The organism is Pokkaliibacter sp. MBI-7, from assembly GCF_029846635.1.
Taxonomy (GTDB): Bacteria; Pseudomonadota; Gammaproteobacteria; order Pseudomonadales; family Balneatricaceae; genus Pokkaliibacter.
The window spans coordinates 3,855,375-3,872,570 of record NZ_JARVTG010000001.1 but is presented as its reverse complement, the minus strand read 5'-3'; the positions used below and the strand labels follow the sequence as shown (position 1 = coordinate 3,872,570).

Below are 17,196 nucleotides of genomic sequence, written 5' to 3'. Positions count from 1 at the left end.
CGGCATGACAGCCCCGCTGAAGGCCCCTATGGTGATCACTGCCGGCGAACCTGCCGGCATTGGTCCTGATCTGGTCCTGATGCTGGCACAGCAGCCACGCCAGCATCCCTGGCTGGTGATTGCCGACCCCGAGTTATTGCGGCAACGAGCGATTCAACTGCATCTGCCCATTGAAATAGTACAGTGGCAGGTCGGCGATACCGTGCCACAGGCTGCCGGGGTACTTGGGGTCATAGCCGAACCTCTCACCTCACCATGTCGCACCGGTGAGTTAAGCACGGCCAATGCCTCCTATGTGCTGCGCACACTTGAGCGCGCCACTCAGGGCTGCCTGCAGGGTTGTTACAGCGCCATGATCACGGCCCCTGTTCACAAGGGTGTGATCAATGATGCGGGCATTGTTTTCAGTGGACACACTGAATTCCTGCAGGAGCTGTGCAAGGTTCCCAAAGTGGTGATGATGCTGGCTACACAGGGCTTGAAAGTGGCGCTGGCGACGACACATTTACCGCTACGTGCGGTAGCCGATGCCATCACGGCACCATTGCTGGAGGAAGTGATAGGCATTCTGGATCAGGACCTGCGTACCTGGTTTGGCCTGGTATCGCCACGTATTCTGGTGTGCGGACTCAACCCTCATGCAGGAGAGGGCGGACATCTGGGGCGAGAAGAGATCGACGTGATCGAACCATGTCTTGAGCGGCTGCGCCAGCAGGGTCTACAACTGATCGGACCGCTGCCTGCGGACACGCTGTTCACAGAAAAGCACCTGCAACAGGCTGACGCTGTGCTGGCGATGTATCACGATCAGGGCTTACCCGTGCTTAAATACAAAGGCTTTGGCCAGGCCGTCAATATCACTCTGGGCCTGCCCATTATTCGAACCTCCGTAGATCACGGCACGGCGCTGGATCTGGCAGGAACAGGACGCGCCGATGCCGGTAGTCTGGCGACGGCACTGCAATACGCTGCCCACATGGCAGCTATCAAAGAGCATTTATGACATCGAAACACTCTGGGACGCACAAGAGCCCCGGCTTTCAGGCCCGCAAGCGCTTCGGCCAAAACTTTCTGCATGACGCCGGCATCATCGGCCGTATCATTCGTGCTATCAACCCTCAGCCCGGCCAGCGTATTGTCGAAATCGGCCCGGGCATGGGCGCACTGACTCAGGACCTGATTGCGGCTGCCGGGCAGCTGGATGTGGTCGAGCTTGACCGCGATCTGATCCCGATTCTGCGAACCAACCTGTTTCGCCATCTGGACACGCTGAGAGTACACGAGGCAGATGCGCTGAAATTCGATTTTTCCAGTCTGCTGCACGAACCTGCTGAACAACTGCGGGTTGTTGGCAACCTTCCCTACAACATATCGACTCCGCTGATTTTCCATCTGCTGTCGTATCAGAGTCGCATCAAGGACATGCACTTCATGCTGCAAAAGGAAGTGGTGGAGCGGATGGCAGCAGGGCCAGGCGACAACAATTACGGTCGTCTGAGTATCATGACCCAGTATTACTGCCAGGTTATGCCCTTGTTCCTGGTTGGGCCCGGTGCTTTCAACCCGCCCCCCAAGGTCGACTCAGCTATTGTACGTCTGGCGCCTTACACAGAACTGCCACACCCAGCACAATCTCTACCGGCTCTGGATCTGGTGGTGCGCACGGCCTTCAGCCAGCGACGCAAGACCCTGCGCAATACGCTCAAACCCCTGCTGGAGGCATCGCATATTGAATCTCTGGGAATTAACCCGGGAGATCGCCCCGAACATTTGAGCCTGCAGGATTACGTGCGCCTCAGTGACCTGTATTTTCAGCTCCACCCTACGCCAGTCACTCATACCACTGACGGATCAGGAGCAGCAGAATGAGTACAGAGATGCCCCCCATCATGGTAGATATGGAAACGCAGTACCTGAGCGACCAGTCGGTGCCCGAAGAAAACCGCTTCGTCTTCAGCTATACCATCACCATCCACAATACGGGTCTACAAGCTGCACAACTGCTGAACCGCCACTGGATTATCACTGATGGCAACCAGCAGATTCAGGAAGTCAAAGGCAAGGGGGTGGTCGGGGAACAACCTCTGATCGCCCCCGGCAGCAGCTATCAGTACAGCAGCGGCTGCGTGCTGGCGACAGCTGTTGGCAGCATGCGTGGTTATTACGAAATGAAAGGCGAAGATGGCCAGCTGTTCCAGGCCCCTATCCCAGCCTTTACTCTGGCCAAGCCCATGGCGTTGCATTAAACCCACAGCAACTTTAAGCCCATAGCACCTTTGGCAAGGCAACATTCTTGCATTGAGCAGAGCGTAGCCTTGCATTAACCTGCCACGGGAAGATCGCAAGCAACATAGCTGCGACCTCACAAGATGCTAAGACAACCTCAATGGTGATTGATTAACTCTTTATCTCTGCAGGAGTTGCATGGCCACCTACGTTATTGGTGACATCCAGGGTTGCTATCAGGAACTGATGGCGCTGCTTGACCTTATTCAGTTTTCCGCTTCGGACCGGCTGTGGCTGACCGGGGATCTGGTCAATCGCGGTCCAGGTTCGCTGGCAACATTGAGGGCGATCAAGCAACTCGACAGTCAGGTGATTACGGTACTTGGCAATCATGACCTGCATCTGCTGGCGGTCGCCTATGGCCATGGCACCTGCAAGCGCGGTGATACGATTGATGACATTCTTGCTGCACCGGACTGCGATGAACTCCTAGACTGGCTGCGTTTTCGGCCACTGCTGCACCTGGAAGAGCGCAAGGTACTGGTTCATGCTGGCCTGCCACCGATCTGGTCCGCTGATGATGCTCTGGGCTTTGCACGCGAAGTGGAAGCCGTACTGCGCAGCGACGACTACCTGCGCTACTTCGCCAACATGTACGGCAATCAGCCCGATTGCTGGCGTGAGCATCTGAGCGGCCCCGCCCGCTGGCGCATCATTACCAACTATCTGACCCGTATGCGCTTTGTCGGCCCGCGTGGCGAACTGGAACTCAAGAGCAAAAGCGAGCTGAATGCAGCGCCAGCAGGCTATCGTGCCTGGTTCTACTACCCCAATCCGGAATGGGCAGGATACCGCATATACTTTGGCCACTGGGCTGCACTGGTAGGTCATACCGGCATGCATGATGTATTCGCCCTCGACACGGGGTGCGTCTGGGGTAATTCCCTTACCGCCCTGCGCCTCGAAGACCAACGCCTGTTCAGTGTACCGAGTCGCCAACCCAGAACTATCGAAAACTAACCAACCTTAGCTTCATCCGCTTTCCGTGACACCGTCAGTGGCACAAAGGTCGTAGCAGATTTTGCAGGAGCCCCCACATGAACTTCACTCGTATTTCCCCAAGCCAGGCTAAGGACATGATTGGCAACGGAGCACAGGTTGCGGATATTCGTGATCCGGTATCCTACAGCAATGGCCATATTCCCGGTGCTTCGGCATTGAGCAATGAAAACCTGCAACACTTTCTGGAAAGCGCCGACCCGGATCATCCCCTGATCGTCGTGTGCTATCACGGACACAGCAGCCAGGGCGCCGCCAGTTTTCTGGCCAATCACGGTTTTGAACAGGTTTACAGCATGGATGGCGGCTTTGAAGAATGGCGCACACTGTTTCCTGCCGACATTGCCACAGGTAACAGCTGATGCAGATCTATCTGGTCGGTGGGGCCGTACGGGACACGCTGCTTGGTCGCCCCGTACTGGAGCGGGACTGGGTCGTGGTCGGTGCAACCGCGGAGCAGATGCTGTCATTGGGCTATACCCAGGTAGGTAAGGATTTCCCCGTGTTTCTGCACCCTCACAGCCATGAGGAGTACGCCCTTGCTCGCACCGAACGCAAGTCAGGACGCGGCTATACCGGCTTTGTCTGCCACGCCAGCCCTGATGTCAGTCTGGAAGAAGATCTCGCCCGTCGTGATCTGACCATCAATGCCATGGCCATGGATGACCAGGGTCATATTGTCGATCCTTATGGTGGTCAGTCTGATCTGCAGCTTCGTCAGCTCCGTCATGTCTCCCCTGCGTTCAGCGAAGATCCGCTGCGTATCTTACGAGTTGCCCGCTTTGCTGCCCGCTATGCCGAACTGGGCTTTCAGGTAGCGCCTGCAACCAATGAGTTGATGCGCAGTATCAGTGCCTCCGGCGAGCTGGAAAGCCTGGTGCCAGAGCGCATCTGGAAAGAAATGAGCCGAGCCTTGATGGAGCCGAAACCAGAATGCTTTTTCCAGGTTCTGGCAACAGCCAATGCTCTCAGCAGTATTCTGCCGGGACTCAGCGACTGGCCCGACACGGGCGATGATCTATTGCAGCACGCAGTTACTGCGCAACTGCCGCTGGCTTGTCGCTATGCCTTGCTGAGCCTGTTGAGCGAACAGCCTGAACGCTGGGCTGAACATCTGAAAGTCCCTAATGAGGAGCGACAGCTGGCACAGTTGCTGCTGCGTCAAGGCTCTGCCTGCTTACAGGCGAACAGTGCAGAAGACTGGCTGACGGTTCTGGAGGGATGTGATGCGCTGCGACGGCCGGAGCGTTTTGCTCAGTTTCTGGCATGCCTGCCAACACTCGCCGTATTCCGCGGGCAGCCTGTGCAGGCCGCTGACGCTATTCAGAATTGGCAAATGCGCCTGGCGCATATCAAAACAGTAGATGTTGCCCCACTGCTTGCACTGGGACTAAAAGGCAAAGATCTGGCTCTGCGCATTCGCAGTGAGCGACTGGCTATCTTGCAAAGCCACTAGTGACATGGGTAGGTCAGTCGTTACTTGTAAGCGGCTGCCAAAGCTCCCCAGGTAACTCAGCAGGCAAAATCATGGCAGCGGCTTCAGGCCAGATAACGCTGCCTTGCTGGGAAATGACCCGCCCTTGCCACTGATAGTCTACGGTCCAGATACGCTGTGCGGTATCACTGAACTGCCGCCAACAGGTCTGATAGTCATCAGCACCACCCGGATGTAACATCGCCCCCGCCACCTCGGCCATGGGCAGGAGCATATGAGCGTAGCTCAACAAATCCTTGCGCGGCAGGCTGAGCGTCGCAAAGCGACCATGCCAGTCAGCATAGGTGAGGATATCGATGTCCAGGGTACGCGAACTGAACTTCACAGCATCACTGGGTCGACCATGGCGCAACTCAATCTCGCGCAGTCTGGCTGCCAGAGCATCCAGCGGCAGCTCAGTGGTGAAGCCGACCACCATGTTGAAAAACGCAGGGCCGTTGAAGCCTACAGCCGGGCTTTCATAGACTGAGGACAGCAGCAAATCACCAAAATGCTGCCGCAACTCATCCAGACCTTGAGCAAGGTGAAATTCACGCTGCTGGTTGGAGCCCAAACTGACAAATACGCTGATCAACGCCACTCACCCCGCTCAATTTCCACTCCAACTTCAGCGGCGCTGATCACTGCTCCAGGCTTCGCTACCCGAACGCGTATCCACGGCAAGCGAAACTCACGCATGAGCAAATGGGCCACTTCTTCTGCCAGCGTTTCCACTAACTGAAACTCACTACCGCCAACAAACTCGTGCAGGCGATCAGCCACCTCCTTGTAGCTTGGCGTGCAGTTGATATCGTCACCGCTGGCTGCAGGGCGAATGTCCGTTCCCAGATCCAGATCCAGTAACAGCCACTGTCTGATCTCCCGCTCCCAGTCGAACACACCGATCAGGGTTTCGATCGCCAGGCCACGAATAAATACTTTGTCCATGCCCATCCTCAGATGACGTTTGTGCGACTGGCACGTATGCTAGGCCCTGAACTGGCTCCCACACGAGCCTTGCTGTAGCCAGATGGCCACAATTCGCCGCCACGAGTTCAGCGTCGTGGCAACCGCAAGGGGCAGATAGAGCACCCTGAAGATAACAACTGGCCGAGGAAACCACCTTGCCCGAACTCCAGGTCTTAGCCGCCTTGCTTATTCTGGCCTATCTGCTTGGCTCGATGAACTCAGCGATTTTGATCTGTCGTTGCTTTAACCTGCCAGACCCACGCCAACATGGTTCCGGCAATCCCGGCACAACCAATGTTTTACGCCTGGGTGGCAAGCTACCTGCCCTGCTGACCCTTTGTGGCGATGTCAGCAAGGGCGCCATCCCCACGATAACCGCCGGCTACTTGCATTTTTCACCATGGGGCCTGAGTTTAGTGGCCCTGGCTGCCGTAGTGGGTCATTTGTTCCCAGTTTTTTTTGGCCTTACCGGTGGGAAAGGCGTAGCGACAGCCTTCGGCAGCATATTGGCAATCAGCCTGCCTCTGGCTGTCAGTTTGTTACTTTGCTGGCTGGCAGGGGCACGACTACTGCAACGCTCCTCTGGTGGAGCACTTTGTGCGGCCTTAGCAGCGCCGGCGCTAGGCTACTGGCTGGCACCAGCCTATCTGCCGTTGATGCTGGCTTTATGCACCATTTTGATGCTCCGTCATGGCGACAACTGGCGCAGCTGGCATCTGCCACCCAAATAGCAGCTCAGCCAGCAGAGGGCGGCGTCAACTCACTCAGTGGCCAGCGTGGACGAACCTGCACCTGCAAATCCTGTCGCTCTCCTGCCAGCAGTCGCTGGCAGCCCGCGTAGGCGATCATAGCGCCATTATCGGTGCAAAACCTTGGCCGGGCATAAAACACTTCGCCCTGCATGGGGCGTAAAGCAGCTTCCAGTCGTTCACGCAGCGCCTTGTTAGCACTGACACCACCAGCAATGACCAGACGTTTCAAACGTGCTTCCTGTAAAGCGCGCTTACATTTGATGACCAATGTATCCACCACAGCATCCTGAAATGCCCAGCAGATATCAGCCTGGGTTTGCTGCTCCAGCATTCCCTGCTGCTGATGATCAGTGACCGTATTTAGCACCGACGTTTTCAGTCCGCTAAAGCTAAAATCAAGACCTGGCCGGTTGGTCATGGGCCGGGGAAAAGTGAAGCGACCAGCCACACCCTGCTCTGCCAATGCAGCGACACGAGGTCCGCCAGGATAGCCTAGCCCCAACATCTTGGCAGTCTTATCGAATGCCTCACCGGCAGCATCATCCAGAGACTCACCCATCAAACGGTAACGGCCAATACCATCGACCCTCACCAGTTGGGTATGTCCACCAGACACCAGCAACGCCAGAAAAGGAAAAGTGGGAGGATTATCTTCCAGCATCGGCGCCAGCAGGTGTCCCTCCATGTGATGCACACCGATAGCAGGGACACCCCAGGCCATTGCCAGACTGCGGGCAGTGGATGCACCGACAAGCAGGGCACCGATTAAGCCTGGGCCGGCGGTATAGGCCACACCATCAATCTGACCGCGAGGCAAACGTGCCTGAGCAAATACCTCACTGACCAGCGGTAATAACTTGCGTACGTGATCTCGCGAAGCCAGTTCCGGAACCACACCGCCAAACTCGGCATGCATTTCCACCTGAGAAAATAACGCATCGCCCAACAAGCCATGCTTTGAATCAAAAATCGCCACCCCTGTTTCATCACAGGAGGTTTCGATACCTAGTACACGCATGAGTTGGCCCAAAAAACCGTGAATAGATAAAAGGAGGCGTGTAAACCACATCAATGACGGCTTGAGCGCGCCTCGCATATGGCAACGGAGCAAGTCCAGGAAGGGGTTCACGCCGAATAACAGGGCGCTATCATACCAGCACCGTATGGGGAGCCAAAGGCGCTTGTCACGAGATTAACACGTTCACTTGCAGCAATTAGCGTAGTAGGCAAGCAAGTTTAACAACAAGAGCAACAGGCAAGAGTTTACAGTTAGCGCTGAGGCATCTAGAATAACCGCGCCCGTTTCTGGGCGTTATTTTTTTAAACCAACCATACGAAGGAAGTTAAATGCCTAGCGTAAAAGTTAAAGATAACGAGCCGTTTGACGTAGCCCTGCGTCGTTTCAAGCGTTCCTGCGAAAAAGCAGGTGTTCTGGCTGAAGTTCGTCGCCGCGAATGCTACGAAAAGCCCACTACTATCCGTAAGCGTGAAGCTGCCGCTGCTGTTAAGCGTCACCTGAAAAAGCTGTCTCGTGAACAGCGTCGCATGCAGCGTCTGTACTAAGTTACAGCTGCAAGCAAGCCTGTCCCGCTGCTGGTGACAGATGCCTAGCGAAGCAAGGCGAAAGCCAAGCATACCGCAGCGACTGAATGTCGTTGGCAACATAGATACTTCAGTCGTTCCGGCCAACTGCCGAACGGCCTGATGACAGAATTCACCCCAATGTGTGGATATGAGCATGTCAGATACCGGATTGAAACACAGCATCACTGAAGCAATGAAAGCAGCGATGCGTGCACGTGACCAGAAACGCCTGGGCACCATCCGTCTGATGCTGGCTGACATTAAACGCATTGAAGTTGACGAACGAATCGAACTTGATGACGCCCGCATTCTTGCCGTGCTGGACAAAATGCAGAAGCAGCGTCGCGATTCCATTGAGCAATTTGCTCAAGCCGGTCGCCAGGACCTAGTCGACATTGAGACCGCCGAAATGGAGGTGATCCAAACTTTTCTTCCAGCACCTTTCACCGACGAAGAACTGGAAATACTTATCGAGCAAGCTATTACCGAGTCCGGCGCTGCATCCGCCAAAGACATGGGCAAAGTGATGGGCCTGCTGAAACAGCGTGCCCAGGGCCGTGCCGATATGACAGCTATCAATAAAAAGGTGAAAGCACGCTTGGGCTAAAAGGTCCCGGAGCGTATACCACAGCGCCACAATGAATCTTATCAGTTGATAATTTTTTACTTATCAACCGCTATCTGCAGCCAGCAATATTGTATGTAACGCTGGCTGCTGCTAGTTTCTTTGATGCTTAGCCATCTGAGATTAAGCCTTTTATAGCCTGGCAAGTACATTTGCAAAGCTGACCTGAGGCTCAGTTGTCTCGCCCACTACCGAGCAGTACCGCCTACTACCATGGCAGGAAAAATCCCTCAACGTTTTATCGATGACTTGTTATCGCGCACCGATATTGTCGATGTCATTGACGAGCGTGTGCCGCTGAAAAAGACAGGCAAGAATTACTCAGCCTGCTGCCCATTCCATCAGGAAAAGTCTCCATCATTTTCTGTCAGCCCTGACAAACAGTTCTACTACTGCTTTGGCTGCGGTGCTTCTGGCAATGTGCTTGGTTTTATCATGGAATATGACCGCGTCGAGTTTCGTGGCGCAGTCGAGACATTGGCGCAGCGGGCGGGGCTTGACATTCCAACGGAAGCCCAAGAGAACGACAGCAAGGAAGACAAGCTGGCCCCCATTCTGGCCATACTGGACGAGGTCGCCGAGTGGTATAGCCTGCAGCTGAAAGAGCACCTGCAACGCGATAAAGCGATCAGTTATCTGCGTAAACGCGGCCTCACCGGGCAAACAGCCAAAGCATTTGGTATCGGCTTTGCTCCCCCTGGCTGGGATAACGTACTGTCACGTTTTGGCACCACAGCAGCCCGACGTCAGGCACTGATTGACGCGGGACTACTGATCGACAAACCCGAGGAAGGCAGGTGTTATGACCGTTTCCGCGACCGCATCATGTTCCCCATACGCAATAGCAAGGGCAAGATCATCGGCTTTGGCGGTCGGGTATTGACCAATGAAAAACCTAAATACCTGAACTCACCGGAGACTCCCGTTTTCCATAAGAATCAGGAACTTTATGGCCTCTACGAAGCACGCAAGTACTGCAAACGGCTGGAGCGCTTCGTTATTGTCGAAGGCTACATGGATGTAGTGATGCTAGGTCAACATGGTTTGCACGAGGCCGTTGCAACACTGGGTACCGCTACCAGCGATACTCATCTGCGCACTCTCTTCCGCCGCGTGGAAGAAGTCGTTTTCTGCTTCGATGGTGATGAGGCGGGGCGCAAGGCTGCCGAGCGCGCGCTCATGACCGTACTGCCACTCATGGAAGATGGCCGGCAAGCCCGCTTCCTTTTTCTTCCTGATGGTGAAGATCCAGACAGCCTGATCCAACAGGAAGGTCTTGAGGCATTCCAACGCCGTCTGAATCGGGCACAAAGCTTCTCTGATTTCCTTTTTGACCACCTCCAGGGTGGAGAAGTACCAGACACTGCTGAAGCCAAAGCAATGCTGAGCAAGCGTGCACTACCACTGATTGCCCAGATTAAAGAAGGCATCCTCAAGCAGCTGCTGATGGACAATCTGGCCCATATTACCGGCATGGACAGCCAACGCTTGCAGCATTGGCTGGAGCACGACCAGCCTGCTCCCGTCAAAGATATCAACGCTTATCAGGAGCCTGCCTGGGACGAGACCCATCCAGCGGAATACGCTGACTATGCGCAAACAGGCATACCTGCAGCAGATGACAATGAGTTTGGCTATCCACCCTATTACACCGAAGATGAGGAGACCTTCTCCTCTCCAATGCCATTTACTGGCAAAAAGGAATGGAAGAAAAAAGGCAGCAAAAAGCAACAAGGGGAATGGAAAAAATCAGCTGCGAAACACGAGAAAGAGGAACCCATCGGCAAGGTCGTGCGCATGACCCCTTGCCGAGCAGCGGTGCTGACTCTCATTCGCAGTCCAGAAGCCCTGGCCGATCTTGATATCGACCTCAACTATCTGCACTCCTTTGCAGATAGCGAAATTCACTTCCTGCTGGAACTGATCACCTATTTGCGACATCAACCAGAAGCAGGATTTGCCGATCTTGCAGCACATTTTGACTTTGCCAATAACCCAAGTTGCCGATTCCTCAATCAGCTGTCAGAAATCAGCTATCAGGCTGATGCCGATGACGGACAACGCTACTTGCGCAGCAATCTCATAAGATTACAAATTGATGCAATTCAGCAGCAATATGAGTCATTGCAGGAAAAACTTCTCAAGCAGATCCGCTTTACTGAAGAAGAGAAACAACAGTACCGGGATTTGCAGCCAAAACGGTTGGAGCTGCAACAACTTCTCAAGGGCCAATAATCAAATAACCCTTGAAAAAACGGCGACTTGGCACAATTAAGCTACAATACTTGCCTGGCCCCACTATGGAGTCAGCAAAAGTTCACCTCTTGTGATACAGGCTGGAACTGGGAGCCGCACCCTTCTGGCACAAAAAACCGTCTATAGGTTATAATATGCGGCTTTGTTCCTCACTCGCGTCACGTTCTATAGGGTATCTATGGCCGGAAGTTCACAACAGTCCCGTCTGAAAGAGCTCATTGCCAAAGGCAAGGAGCAGGGCTACCTCACATACGCTGAAGTCAATGACCACCTACCGGAGGATATTTCTGATCCGGATCAGGTGGAAGATATCATCCGAATGATTAATGACATGGGTATTGCGGTGGTAGAAGAAGCCCCCGATGCCGATTCATTGATGATGAGCGATAACGAAGCTGACGACGCTGCTGCTGAAGAAGCAGTCGCTGTACTCGCAGCAGTTGAAGGGGAAGTGGGACGCACCACTGACCCGGTTCGTATGTACATGCGCGAGATGGGTACAGTCGAACTGCTGACGCGTGAAGGCGAGATCGTTATCGCCAAGCGTATTGAGGAAGGTATCCGTGAGGTAATGTCAGCCCTCGTCTACTATCCCGGCTCTGTAGCCGAGGTGCTGGCCAACTATGAACAGGCACAGGAAGAAGGCGGTCGCCTCAGTGATCTGTTCAGCGGCTACATTGATGCGGACGACAGCGAGTACTCTCTGGTTGAAGTTGAAGACGTTGACCTAGAAATGGAAGACGAAGAAGGCGACGACAGCGATGACGAAGAGGAAGAAGAAGGCGGAGAGGGAAATGGTGACGACACCAAGGATGAGGGCGAGAAAGGTCCTGATCCTGAAGAAGCCAAGCTGCGCTTCGGCGAAATCATCGAACAGTTTGAACTGACCACTGTTACCCTGGTACAACTTGGCCGCGGAGCAGCCGACAGCCAGGCAGCTTTGCAGCGTCTTGGCGAGCTGTTTGCGCCTATAAAGCTGGTCCCACGTATTTTCGACAAACTGGTCAATCGCGTACGTCTTGCTGTGGATCGAATCCGCGAGCAAGAACGCAACATCATGACCATCTGTACCCGTAAGGCTCGTATGCCCCGTAAGGACTTCATCAAGATGTTCCCGGGCAACGAAATCAATCCTGAGTGGATTGAAGGCCTGATTGCGGCAGAAAAGCCTTACTCCAAAGGCATGACCCTCAATAAAGAAGACCTGCTACGTTGTCAGCGCAAGCTGCGTCAGATACAGGAAGAGGTCGGCCTGGAGCTGGCTGAGATTAAAGAGGTCAACCGTCGTATCTCCATCGGTGAAGCTCGTGCTCGCCGTGCCAAGAAAGAAATGGTCGAGGCCAACCTGCGTCTGGTTATTTCCATTGCCAAGAAATATACCAACCGTGGTCTGCAGTTCCTTGACCTGATTCAGGAAGGCAACATCGGCTTGATGAAAGCTGTAGACAAGTTTGAGTATCGTCGCGGTTACAAATTCTCCACCTATGCTACCTGGTGGATTCGTCAGGCCATCACCCGCTCGATTGCCGACCAGGCACGCACGATCCGTATCCCAGTACACATGATTGAGACCATCAACAAGCTCAATCGTATTTCTCGTCAGATGCTTCAGGAAATGGGCCGCGAACCCACCCCAGAGGAGCTTGGCGAGCGCATGGATATGCCGGAAGACAAGATTCGCAAAGTACTGAAGATCGCCAAAGAGCCGATCTCCATGGAAACACCTATCGGTGATGATGAAGACTCGTCACTGGGCGACTTCATTGAAGACACCAACCTGTCTTCTCCCATGGACTCGGCAACATCTGAAGGTCTGCGAGAGGCAACCCGTGAGGTACTGGCAAGCTTGACCGCCAGAGAAGCGAAGGTGCTGCGCATGCGCTTCGGTATCGACATGAACACTGACCACACTCTTGAAGAAGTAGGTAAGCAGTTCGATGTTACCCGTGAGCGTATTCGTCAGATCGAAGCCAAAGCACTGCGTAAACTTCGCCACCCGACTCGCTCAGAACACCTGCGTTCGTTCCTCGACGAGTAATCACTAAGCTCGAAATGCACAAAAACCCACCTTGGTGGGTTTTTGTGCATTTAGCCTGCTTATATCGTAAAAAAATCAACAGTTTAGTATTAAAGAGTGTTGGCACTGCTGCACTGCGTCGGTATAATCGCTGCCGTTTCGGGCCTATAGCTCAGCGGTTAGAGCAGGGGACTCATAATCCCTTGGTCGTAGGTTCAAATCCTACTGGGCCCACCATATTCCTGTTTATAGCTGTCTCTATCAGTCTATGCCCCCCCTCGAAAGCCCGCCACATGCGGGCTTTGTTGTTTAACCACCTGACTCTACTTTCACTGCCTGTAAACCATTTGTGTATGCCTGCTTGTGGAAATCAGGATCACACGCCCCCCCTGAGCCCAGCCGCATTTCATGCCTGCTCTCTGGAACTATTGTTTTATCCAAACATCCCAGAGTTTGATCCACATCCTCACCTTTTCAGGCTATCAGGCGCTATAATCCGCGCATCCCCACTGACATGCCAGGCACCATAAGTGTTACGGCATGATGAAGGTGTTATGAACACGCCCCCAGTTGTTGCTCGTATGACTCTCCCCGGTCTGCAACCACTCCATTCTTCCAGCTTTTTGATCAATGCTCCGTCATTACTTCGCACTCGCACCCTCAGTGCCTTGCACCGTGAGATTGCGTCATTGCGCCGCCGTGCGGCAGAAGCGCGCCTGTGTGGTCAGCTGAATGAAGCGATCCATTTATTGCGTCAGGCTCAGCCTTTAATTCGCCAGTCCAGCATGGCCTACGGACCTGCAGTTCATGCAGAGTTAGCGCTGGCAATGCAGCAGGCAGGAGATCTGGCCGGTGCACGATTGCAGCTGGAAGAAAGCCTGGCTATTGCCGATGAGCTTTGCCGCGGTAAACATCTCAGTAACAGTCAGGACGTGCAGGATTTCCTGCAGGAACACTTTCTGACCTGCCTGTATACGCATTTGAGCGCCGTCTGCAGGGAGCAAGGTGATATCTCTGGGACAGAGGAGGCAGAACAACTGCAACTAATGCATGAACAGCGGTACAAATCAGGTTTGCAACGCTGGCAGGCAATAAGGCAGCGAGCAATGCAGGCACCTGCACCAGCTCGGACTATCACCCCGGAAGAACAGGATCCGCTTTGGCAGGGGGAGGAGGAAGATTTCTGGGAGCGCTGGCAGCGCCAGTTTCTGATCGTGCTTACCGCTATCATGCTGGCAGTAGTGGCATTGCATTTTGGGCTTGCCTGAACAGTGATGAACACAAGCTTGCATCTCGGCAGCCAAGCGCCTCATGTCACGCTCTATATCCCTCACTGCCCGCTATTGCCGCCAGACATTGATCCGCAACACCCAAACGTTCCAGCACTGATCAACGCCAACAGCAACCACTGGCGTAAGATCCTCACCATTTATGCCAAGCTCGCCAGCCCATCAGCTGACTGGCGAAGCTATCGCGATCAGCAACTGCTTCAGCACGAAGCGTTGCTGTGCCAGAGCACTTCGCTAGCTCAGCACGGGGGATGGCATTGGGTGGCTGGCAGGGCTAATTGGGAGGGGCTGGGGATGACGCACTCACAGTGCCAGGAGATAGTAACGGGTCAGGTGTGGCGCAAGGGTTCGCTTCTGTTGACCCCCTACCCTGATTACCGGCAATTTCCGAATCGACTCATCGATCAGCTTCGTCCGTTGCTGCACACCTGAAGTACGCGTCAACTCAAAGTGGTAATAAAAAAACCTCCATCACCTTACAGCGATGGAGGGAGGATATGACACACCGGCAAAGGGTGAGGGCTACGGCGTGCGGTTTTCCCTTAAGACCGGAAACGCTCCAGTCAACCTAGCCCGTATTTTCGCCAAATCACGCCCAGCAGAGTGTCGTTAAACGACCTGAATATTACTCGTGGCGCACTCATTGAATGCAGTGGCCATAGTTTTACATGCCCACTATCAGGGCGTAGCCGTGGGAGCAGCATTCCCCGCGCCTTCTGCTGGTGCATTAGGCGTAGCACCGGGCGAGGACCCCGCAGGAGAAGTGGCAGAAGCACCAGCAGGCGCCTTCGGTTCGGCCTGAATCGACTCGGGATTAATGGTGTCTTTGTCACCCTTGCTGATATTGCCACCGTTTTCCTCACCCTGACGGATAGCCTCTTCCGCCTTCTTGTTCAGAACGATGATATCAATCCGGCGGTTCCGGGGATTGTAGGGATCCTGTGGGTCGTACAAGGCGGAGGCAGCATAGCCGACGATACGGGCGATCTGATCTTCCGGGTAGCCACCCTCTACCAGAGCCCGGCGAGCAGCGTTGGCACGCTCTGTAGATAACTCCCAGTTACTGAACTCAGCAGTATCGTAATAGGACTTGGCATCCGTATGGCCACTGATGCTGATCTTGTTGGGCAGGCGCTTAATGACATCTCCCAGATCCAGCAGCATGTCCTCAAAATGCGGATCCAGCTTGTCGCTGCCCACATTAAACATGGGCTTTTCCTTGGAGTCCTGAATCTGGATGCGCAGCCCGTCCTGGGTAATTTCAAAGTGAATCTGATCCTGAAAGCGCTTGAGCTCGGGGGTATTCTCCACCCTCGCCTGCAGCTCTCTGAGCATCTGTGCCAGATTATCCTGATCCTGCTGATCCTGAGTGCTGCTACTTTTTGCATTGGCAGCATCACCATTGTTGATGCTATCTGCCGCAGGCGGAGGTTCGGCCTGCTTAGTCATCTGCTGTACACCTTCCTGTGTTACAGATTCAGGATTAAGCGTCTTTTGCGGAGCAGGAGTGGGTGAACCACCCAGATCGATAACATAGGGACTCGCATCAGAGAAGCCGATCGGATCCTGAAAATAACTGGAAATAGCTTTCAGCTGCTCATCGGTAGCACCACCCAGCAACCACAGCACCAGAAAGAAGGCCATCATGGCCGTCATAAAGTCGGCAAAGGCTATTTTCCAGGCACCACCGTGATGACCACCAGCGAATTTTTTGACGCGCTTGACGATGATAGGTTTGTTATCCACGTCGCGCTCTCATTAACTCTTGCCGATATTACGGATGGACTCTTCCAGCTCCTTGAAGGAGGGACGATGGCCAGGCATCAGCACTTTGCGACCAAACTCCACCGACATGGCAGGCGGCAGCCCGGATACCGAACCGATGAGGCAGGCTTTGACTGACTCATACAGATTGAGCTCTTCCTTGGCATCATGCTCCAGTACGTTTGCCAGCGGACCAAAGAAGCCATAGGCGGCCAGAATACCGAGGAAGGTACCCACCAACGCTGCGGCGACGTGATGGCCCAACGCCTCTTTGTCACCATCACCCAGCATCCCCATGGTCACCACGATCCCCAATACTGCCGCCACGATACCGAATCCCGGCAACCCTTCTGCAACCTTGTTAACAGCATGAGCAGGATGCTCCAGCTCTTCTTTCAGACTGTTCAGCTCCATGTCAAACAACCCTTCCAGTTCATGGGGAGCCATGCTGCCCAGTGACATGATACGTAAATAGTCACAGATATAGGTCATCAGCCGCTCATCTTTGAGGAGCGCAGGATACTTGCTGAACACCGGGCTGGTAGAAGGATCATCAATATCACCTTCTATCGACAGCAAGCCGTCACGCCGAATCTTGTTGAGAATCTCATACATCATGCACAGCACGGAGGTGTAGTACTCATAAGTAAACCGCTCCTTGAACATGGTGGGCGATTTTTTGAGCACGATGGTGAAGATACGAATCGGGTTCGCCTGCAGGAAGGCCCCCAGACAGGCACCACCGATAATCAGCACCTCCAGGGGCTGGAACAGCGCCATGATCTGACCGCCCGCCATGACGAAACCGCCAATGACGCAGGCAAAAATGACAATCATTCCAACGATTTTGAACATGGTGGGGTTATCGCACGATGAGAATTAGAGACGGATTTCAGCACAGTAAGCCAACACCACTGTAGCTGACACGAATAGAAACTGTAAAAGAGAAAAGTATTACAACACAGGCAACAAAGATTGAGGAAATGAGGGAATTTTTCAACTGGCAGCTACGGAGAATAAAGCGGCGCCATCAGAGTACTGACCCAGTTGCTGGCACCTCTGCGGGTGGCCAAAGCAGTGCAGTACAAAAGAAAATGCCCGATATGGTCACATTGCGAGGAAGATCCATATCGGGCAAAAAAGTGTAGCAAACACACAGGGACCAACTGACCGCCGTCAGT

At 54.0% G+C, this 17,196-nt stretch carries 18 protein-coding genes and 1 tRNA gene; 14 read left to right on the top strand and 5 right to left on the bottom strand.

Annotated elements, in window-relative coordinates; genetic code table 11:
- Positions 1-4: 4 nt before the first annotated feature.
- The 6 genes from pdxA to QCD60_RS17075 all read left to right on the top strand — a co-directional run bounded on the left by pdxA (position 5) and on the right by QCD60_RS17075 (position 4,741).
- Positions 5-1,003, top strand: coding sequence for a 4-hydroxythreonine-4-phosphate dehydrogenase PdxA (gene pdxA / locus QCD60_RS17100; RefSeq protein WP_347950229.1), 999 nt, complete (start codon positions 5-7; stop codon positions 1,001-1,003).
- Positions 1,000-1,869, top strand: coding sequence for a 16S rRNA (adenine(1518)-N(6)/adenine(1519)-N(6))-dimethyltransferase RsmA (gene rsmA, locus QCD60_RS17095; protein WP_104156647.1), 870 nt, complete (start codon positions 1,000-1,002; stop codon positions 1,867-1,869). Before pdxA ends, rsmA begins: the two co-directional genes overlap by 4 nt.
- Positions 1,866-2,246 (top strand): Co2+/Mg2+ efflux protein ApaG, encoded by a 381-nt coding sequence (gene apaG, locus QCD60_RS17090; protein WP_279787358.1) that lies wholly within the window; start codon positions 1,866-1,868, stop codon positions 2,244-2,246. The genes rsmA and apaG overlap by 4 nt, the downstream gene beginning before the upstream one ends.
- A 178-nt stretch (positions 2,247-2,424) precedes the next feature.
- Complete coding sequence (locus QCD60_RS17085; RefSeq protein ID WP_279787356.1) at positions 2,425-3,246, top strand: symmetrical bis(5'-nucleosyl)-tetraphosphatase; 822 nt, start codon at positions 2,425-2,427, stop codon at positions 3,244-3,246.
- A gap of 77 nt (positions 3,247-3,323) precedes the next feature.
- Positions 3,324-3,647, top strand: coding sequence for a thiosulfate sulfurtransferase GlpE (gene glpE / locus QCD60_RS17080; protein WP_279787354.1), 324 nt, complete (start codon positions 3,324-3,326; stop codon positions 3,645-3,647).
- On the top strand, positions 3,647-4,741 hold the full coding sequence (locus QCD60_RS17075; RefSeq protein WP_279787352.1) for a hypothetical protein: 1,095 nt from the start codon (positions 3,647-3,649) through the stop codon (positions 4,739-4,741). The genes glpE and QCD60_RS17075 overlap by 1 nt, the downstream gene beginning before the upstream one ends.
- A 13-nt stretch (positions 4,742-4,754) precedes the next feature.
- On the opposite strand, the gene folK is transcribed toward QCD60_RS17075, so the two are convergent.
- Both folK and folB read right to left on the bottom strand, forming a co-directional pair.
- The gene (gene folK / locus QCD60_RS17070) at positions 4,755-5,360 is read right to left on the bottom strand and encodes a 2-amino-4-hydroxy-6-hydroxymethyldihydropteridine diphosphokinase (protein WP_279787350.1); all 606 of its coding nucleotides are present in this window, start codon (positions 5,358-5,360) and stop codon (positions 4,755-4,757) included.
- Positions 5,351-5,707 carry a dihydroneopterin aldolase gene (gene folB / locus QCD60_RS17065; RefSeq protein WP_279787349.1) on the bottom strand — a complete coding sequence of 119 codons (357 nt, stop codon included), beginning with the start codon at positions 5,705-5,707 and terminating at the stop codon, positions 5,351-5,353. Before folB ends, folK begins: the two co-directional genes overlap by 10 nt.
- A 176-nt stretch (positions 5,708-5,883) precedes the next feature.
- On the opposite strand from folB, the gene plsY reads away from it, so the two are divergent.
- Positions 5,884-6,459: a glycerol-3-phosphate 1-O-acyltransferase PlsY gene (gene plsY / locus QCD60_RS17060; RefSeq protein WP_279787347.1), complete on the top strand. Its 576-nt coding sequence runs from the start codon at positions 5,884-5,886 to the stop codon at positions 6,457-6,459.
- Between the two features lie 4 nt (positions 6,460-6,463).
- Here plsY and tsaD read toward each other — a convergent pair whose 3' ends face one another.
- Positions 6,464-7,498, bottom strand: a complete 1,035-nt coding sequence (tsaD, locus tag QCD60_RS17055) for a tRNA (adenosine(37)-N6)-threonylcarbamoyltransferase complex transferase subunit TsaD (protein WP_279787345.1) — start codon at positions 7,496-7,498, stop codon at positions 6,464-6,466.
- Between the two features lie 329 nt (positions 7,499-7,827).
- Between tsaD and rpsU the strand changes: the two genes are divergently transcribed.
- From rpsU to QCD60_RS17020, 7 genes are all read left to right on the top strand, one after another.
- A complete protein-coding gene (rpsU, locus tag QCD60_RS17050; RefSeq protein WP_104156654.1) occupies positions 7,828-8,043 on the top strand; it encodes a 30S ribosomal protein S21 in 216 nt (71 codons plus the stop codon).
- A 175-nt stretch (positions 8,044-8,218) separates the two neighbouring features.
- A complete protein-coding gene (locus QCD60_RS17045; RefSeq protein ID WP_279787342.1) occupies positions 8,219-8,671 on the top strand; it encodes a GatB/YqeY domain-containing protein in 453 nt (150 codons plus the stop codon).
- Positions 8,672-8,902: 231 nt separating this feature from the next.
- On the top strand, positions 8,903-10,924 hold the full coding sequence (dnaG, locus tag QCD60_RS17040) for a DNA primase (RefSeq protein WP_279787340.1): 2,022 nt from the start codon (positions 8,903-8,905) through the stop codon (positions 10,922-10,924).
- A gap of 199 nt (positions 10,925-11,123) precedes the next feature.
- The gene (gene rpoD / locus QCD60_RS17035; RefSeq protein WP_104156657.1) at positions 11,124-12,983 is read left to right on the top strand and encodes an RNA polymerase sigma factor RpoD; all 1,860 of its coding nucleotides are present in this window, start codon (positions 11,124-11,126) and stop codon (positions 12,981-12,983) included.
- Positions 12,984-13,123: 140 nt separating this feature from the next.
- Positions 13,124-13,199: transfer RNA gene (locus tag QCD60_RS17030), tRNA-Ile, on the top strand.
- A gap of 317 nt (positions 13,200-13,516) precedes the next feature.
- Positions 13,517-14,230: a hypothetical protein gene (locus QCD60_RS17025; protein WP_279787337.1), complete on the top strand. Its 714-nt coding sequence runs from the start codon at positions 13,517-13,519 to the stop codon at positions 14,228-14,230.
- 6 nt (positions 14,231-14,236) lie between these two features.
- Complete coding sequence (locus QCD60_RS17020) at positions 14,237-14,683, top strand: hypothetical protein (protein WP_279787335.1); 447 nt, start codon at positions 14,237-14,239, stop codon at positions 14,681-14,683.
- A 246-nt stretch (positions 14,684-14,929) separates the two neighbouring features.
- Here QCD60_RS17020 and motB read toward each other — a convergent pair whose 3' ends face one another.
- Both motB and motA read right to left on the bottom strand, forming a co-directional pair.
- A complete protein-coding gene (gene motB, locus QCD60_RS17015) occupies positions 14,930-15,997 on the bottom strand; it encodes a flagellar motor protein MotB (RefSeq protein WP_279787333.1) in 1,068 nt (355 codons plus the stop codon).
- A 12-nt stretch (positions 15,998-16,009) separates the two neighbouring features.
- Positions 16,010-16,870 carry a flagellar motor stator protein MotA gene (gene motA, locus QCD60_RS17010; RefSeq protein WP_104156660.1) on the bottom strand — a complete coding sequence of 287 codons (861 nt, stop codon included), beginning with the start codon at positions 16,868-16,870 and terminating at the stop codon, positions 16,010-16,012.
- Positions 16,871-17,196: the final 326 nt, after the last annotated feature.

Coding starts and splice junctions, on each gene's coding strand:
- motA (WP_104156660.1), bottom strand. CDS start 16,870: ATGTTCAAAATCGTTGGAATGATTGTCATTTTTGCCTGCGTCATTGGC.
- QCD60_RS17025 (WP_279787337.1), top strand. CDS start 13,517: ATGAACACGCCCCCAGTTGTTGCTCGTATGACTCTCCCCGGTCTGCAA.
- apaG (WP_279787358.1), top strand. CDS start 1,866: ATGAGTACAGAGATGCCCCCCATCATGGTAGATATGGAAACGCAGTAC.
- glpE (WP_279787354.1), top strand. CDS start 3,324: ATGAACTTCACTCGTATTTCCCCAAGCCAGGCTAAGGACATGATTGGC.
- pdxA (WP_347950229.1), top strand. CDS start 5: ATGACAGCCCCGCTGAAGGCCCCTATGGTGATCACTGCCGGCGAACCT.
- rpsU (WP_104156654.1), top strand. CDS start 7,828: ATGCCTAGCGTAAAAGTTAAAGATAACGAGCCGTTTGACGTAGCCCTG.
- QCD60_RS17085 (WP_279787356.1), top strand. CDS start 2,425: ATGGCCACCTACGTTATTGGTGACATCCAGGGTTGCTATCAGGAACTG.
- dnaG (WP_279787340.1), top strand. CDS start 8,903: ATGGCAGGAAAAATCCCTCAACGTTTTATCGATGACTTGTTATCGCGC.
- tsaD (WP_279787345.1), bottom strand. CDS start 7,498: ATGCGTGTACTAGGTATCGAAACCTCCTGTGATGAAACAGGGGTGGCG.
- rpoD (WP_104156657.1), top strand. CDS start 11,124: ATGGCCGGAAGTTCACAACAGTCCCGTCTGAAAGAGCTCATTGCCAAA.
- QCD60_RS17045 (WP_279787342.1), top strand. CDS start 8,219: ATGTCAGATACCGGATTGAAACACAGCATCACTGAAGCAATGAAAGCA.
- QCD60_RS17020 (WP_279787335.1), top strand. CDS start 14,237: ATGAACACAAGCTTGCATCTCGGCAGCCAAGCGCCTCATGTCACGCTC.
- rsmA (WP_104156647.1), top strand. CDS start 1,000: ATGACATCGAAACACTCTGGGACGCACAAGAGCCCCGGCTTTCAGGCC.
- QCD60_RS17075 (WP_279787352.1), top strand. CDS start 3,647: ATGCAGATCTATCTGGTCGGTGGGGCCGTACGGGACACGCTGCTTGGT.
- folB (WP_279787349.1), bottom strand. CDS start 5,707: ATGGACAAAGTATTTATTCGTGGCCTGGCGATCGAAACCCTGATCGGT.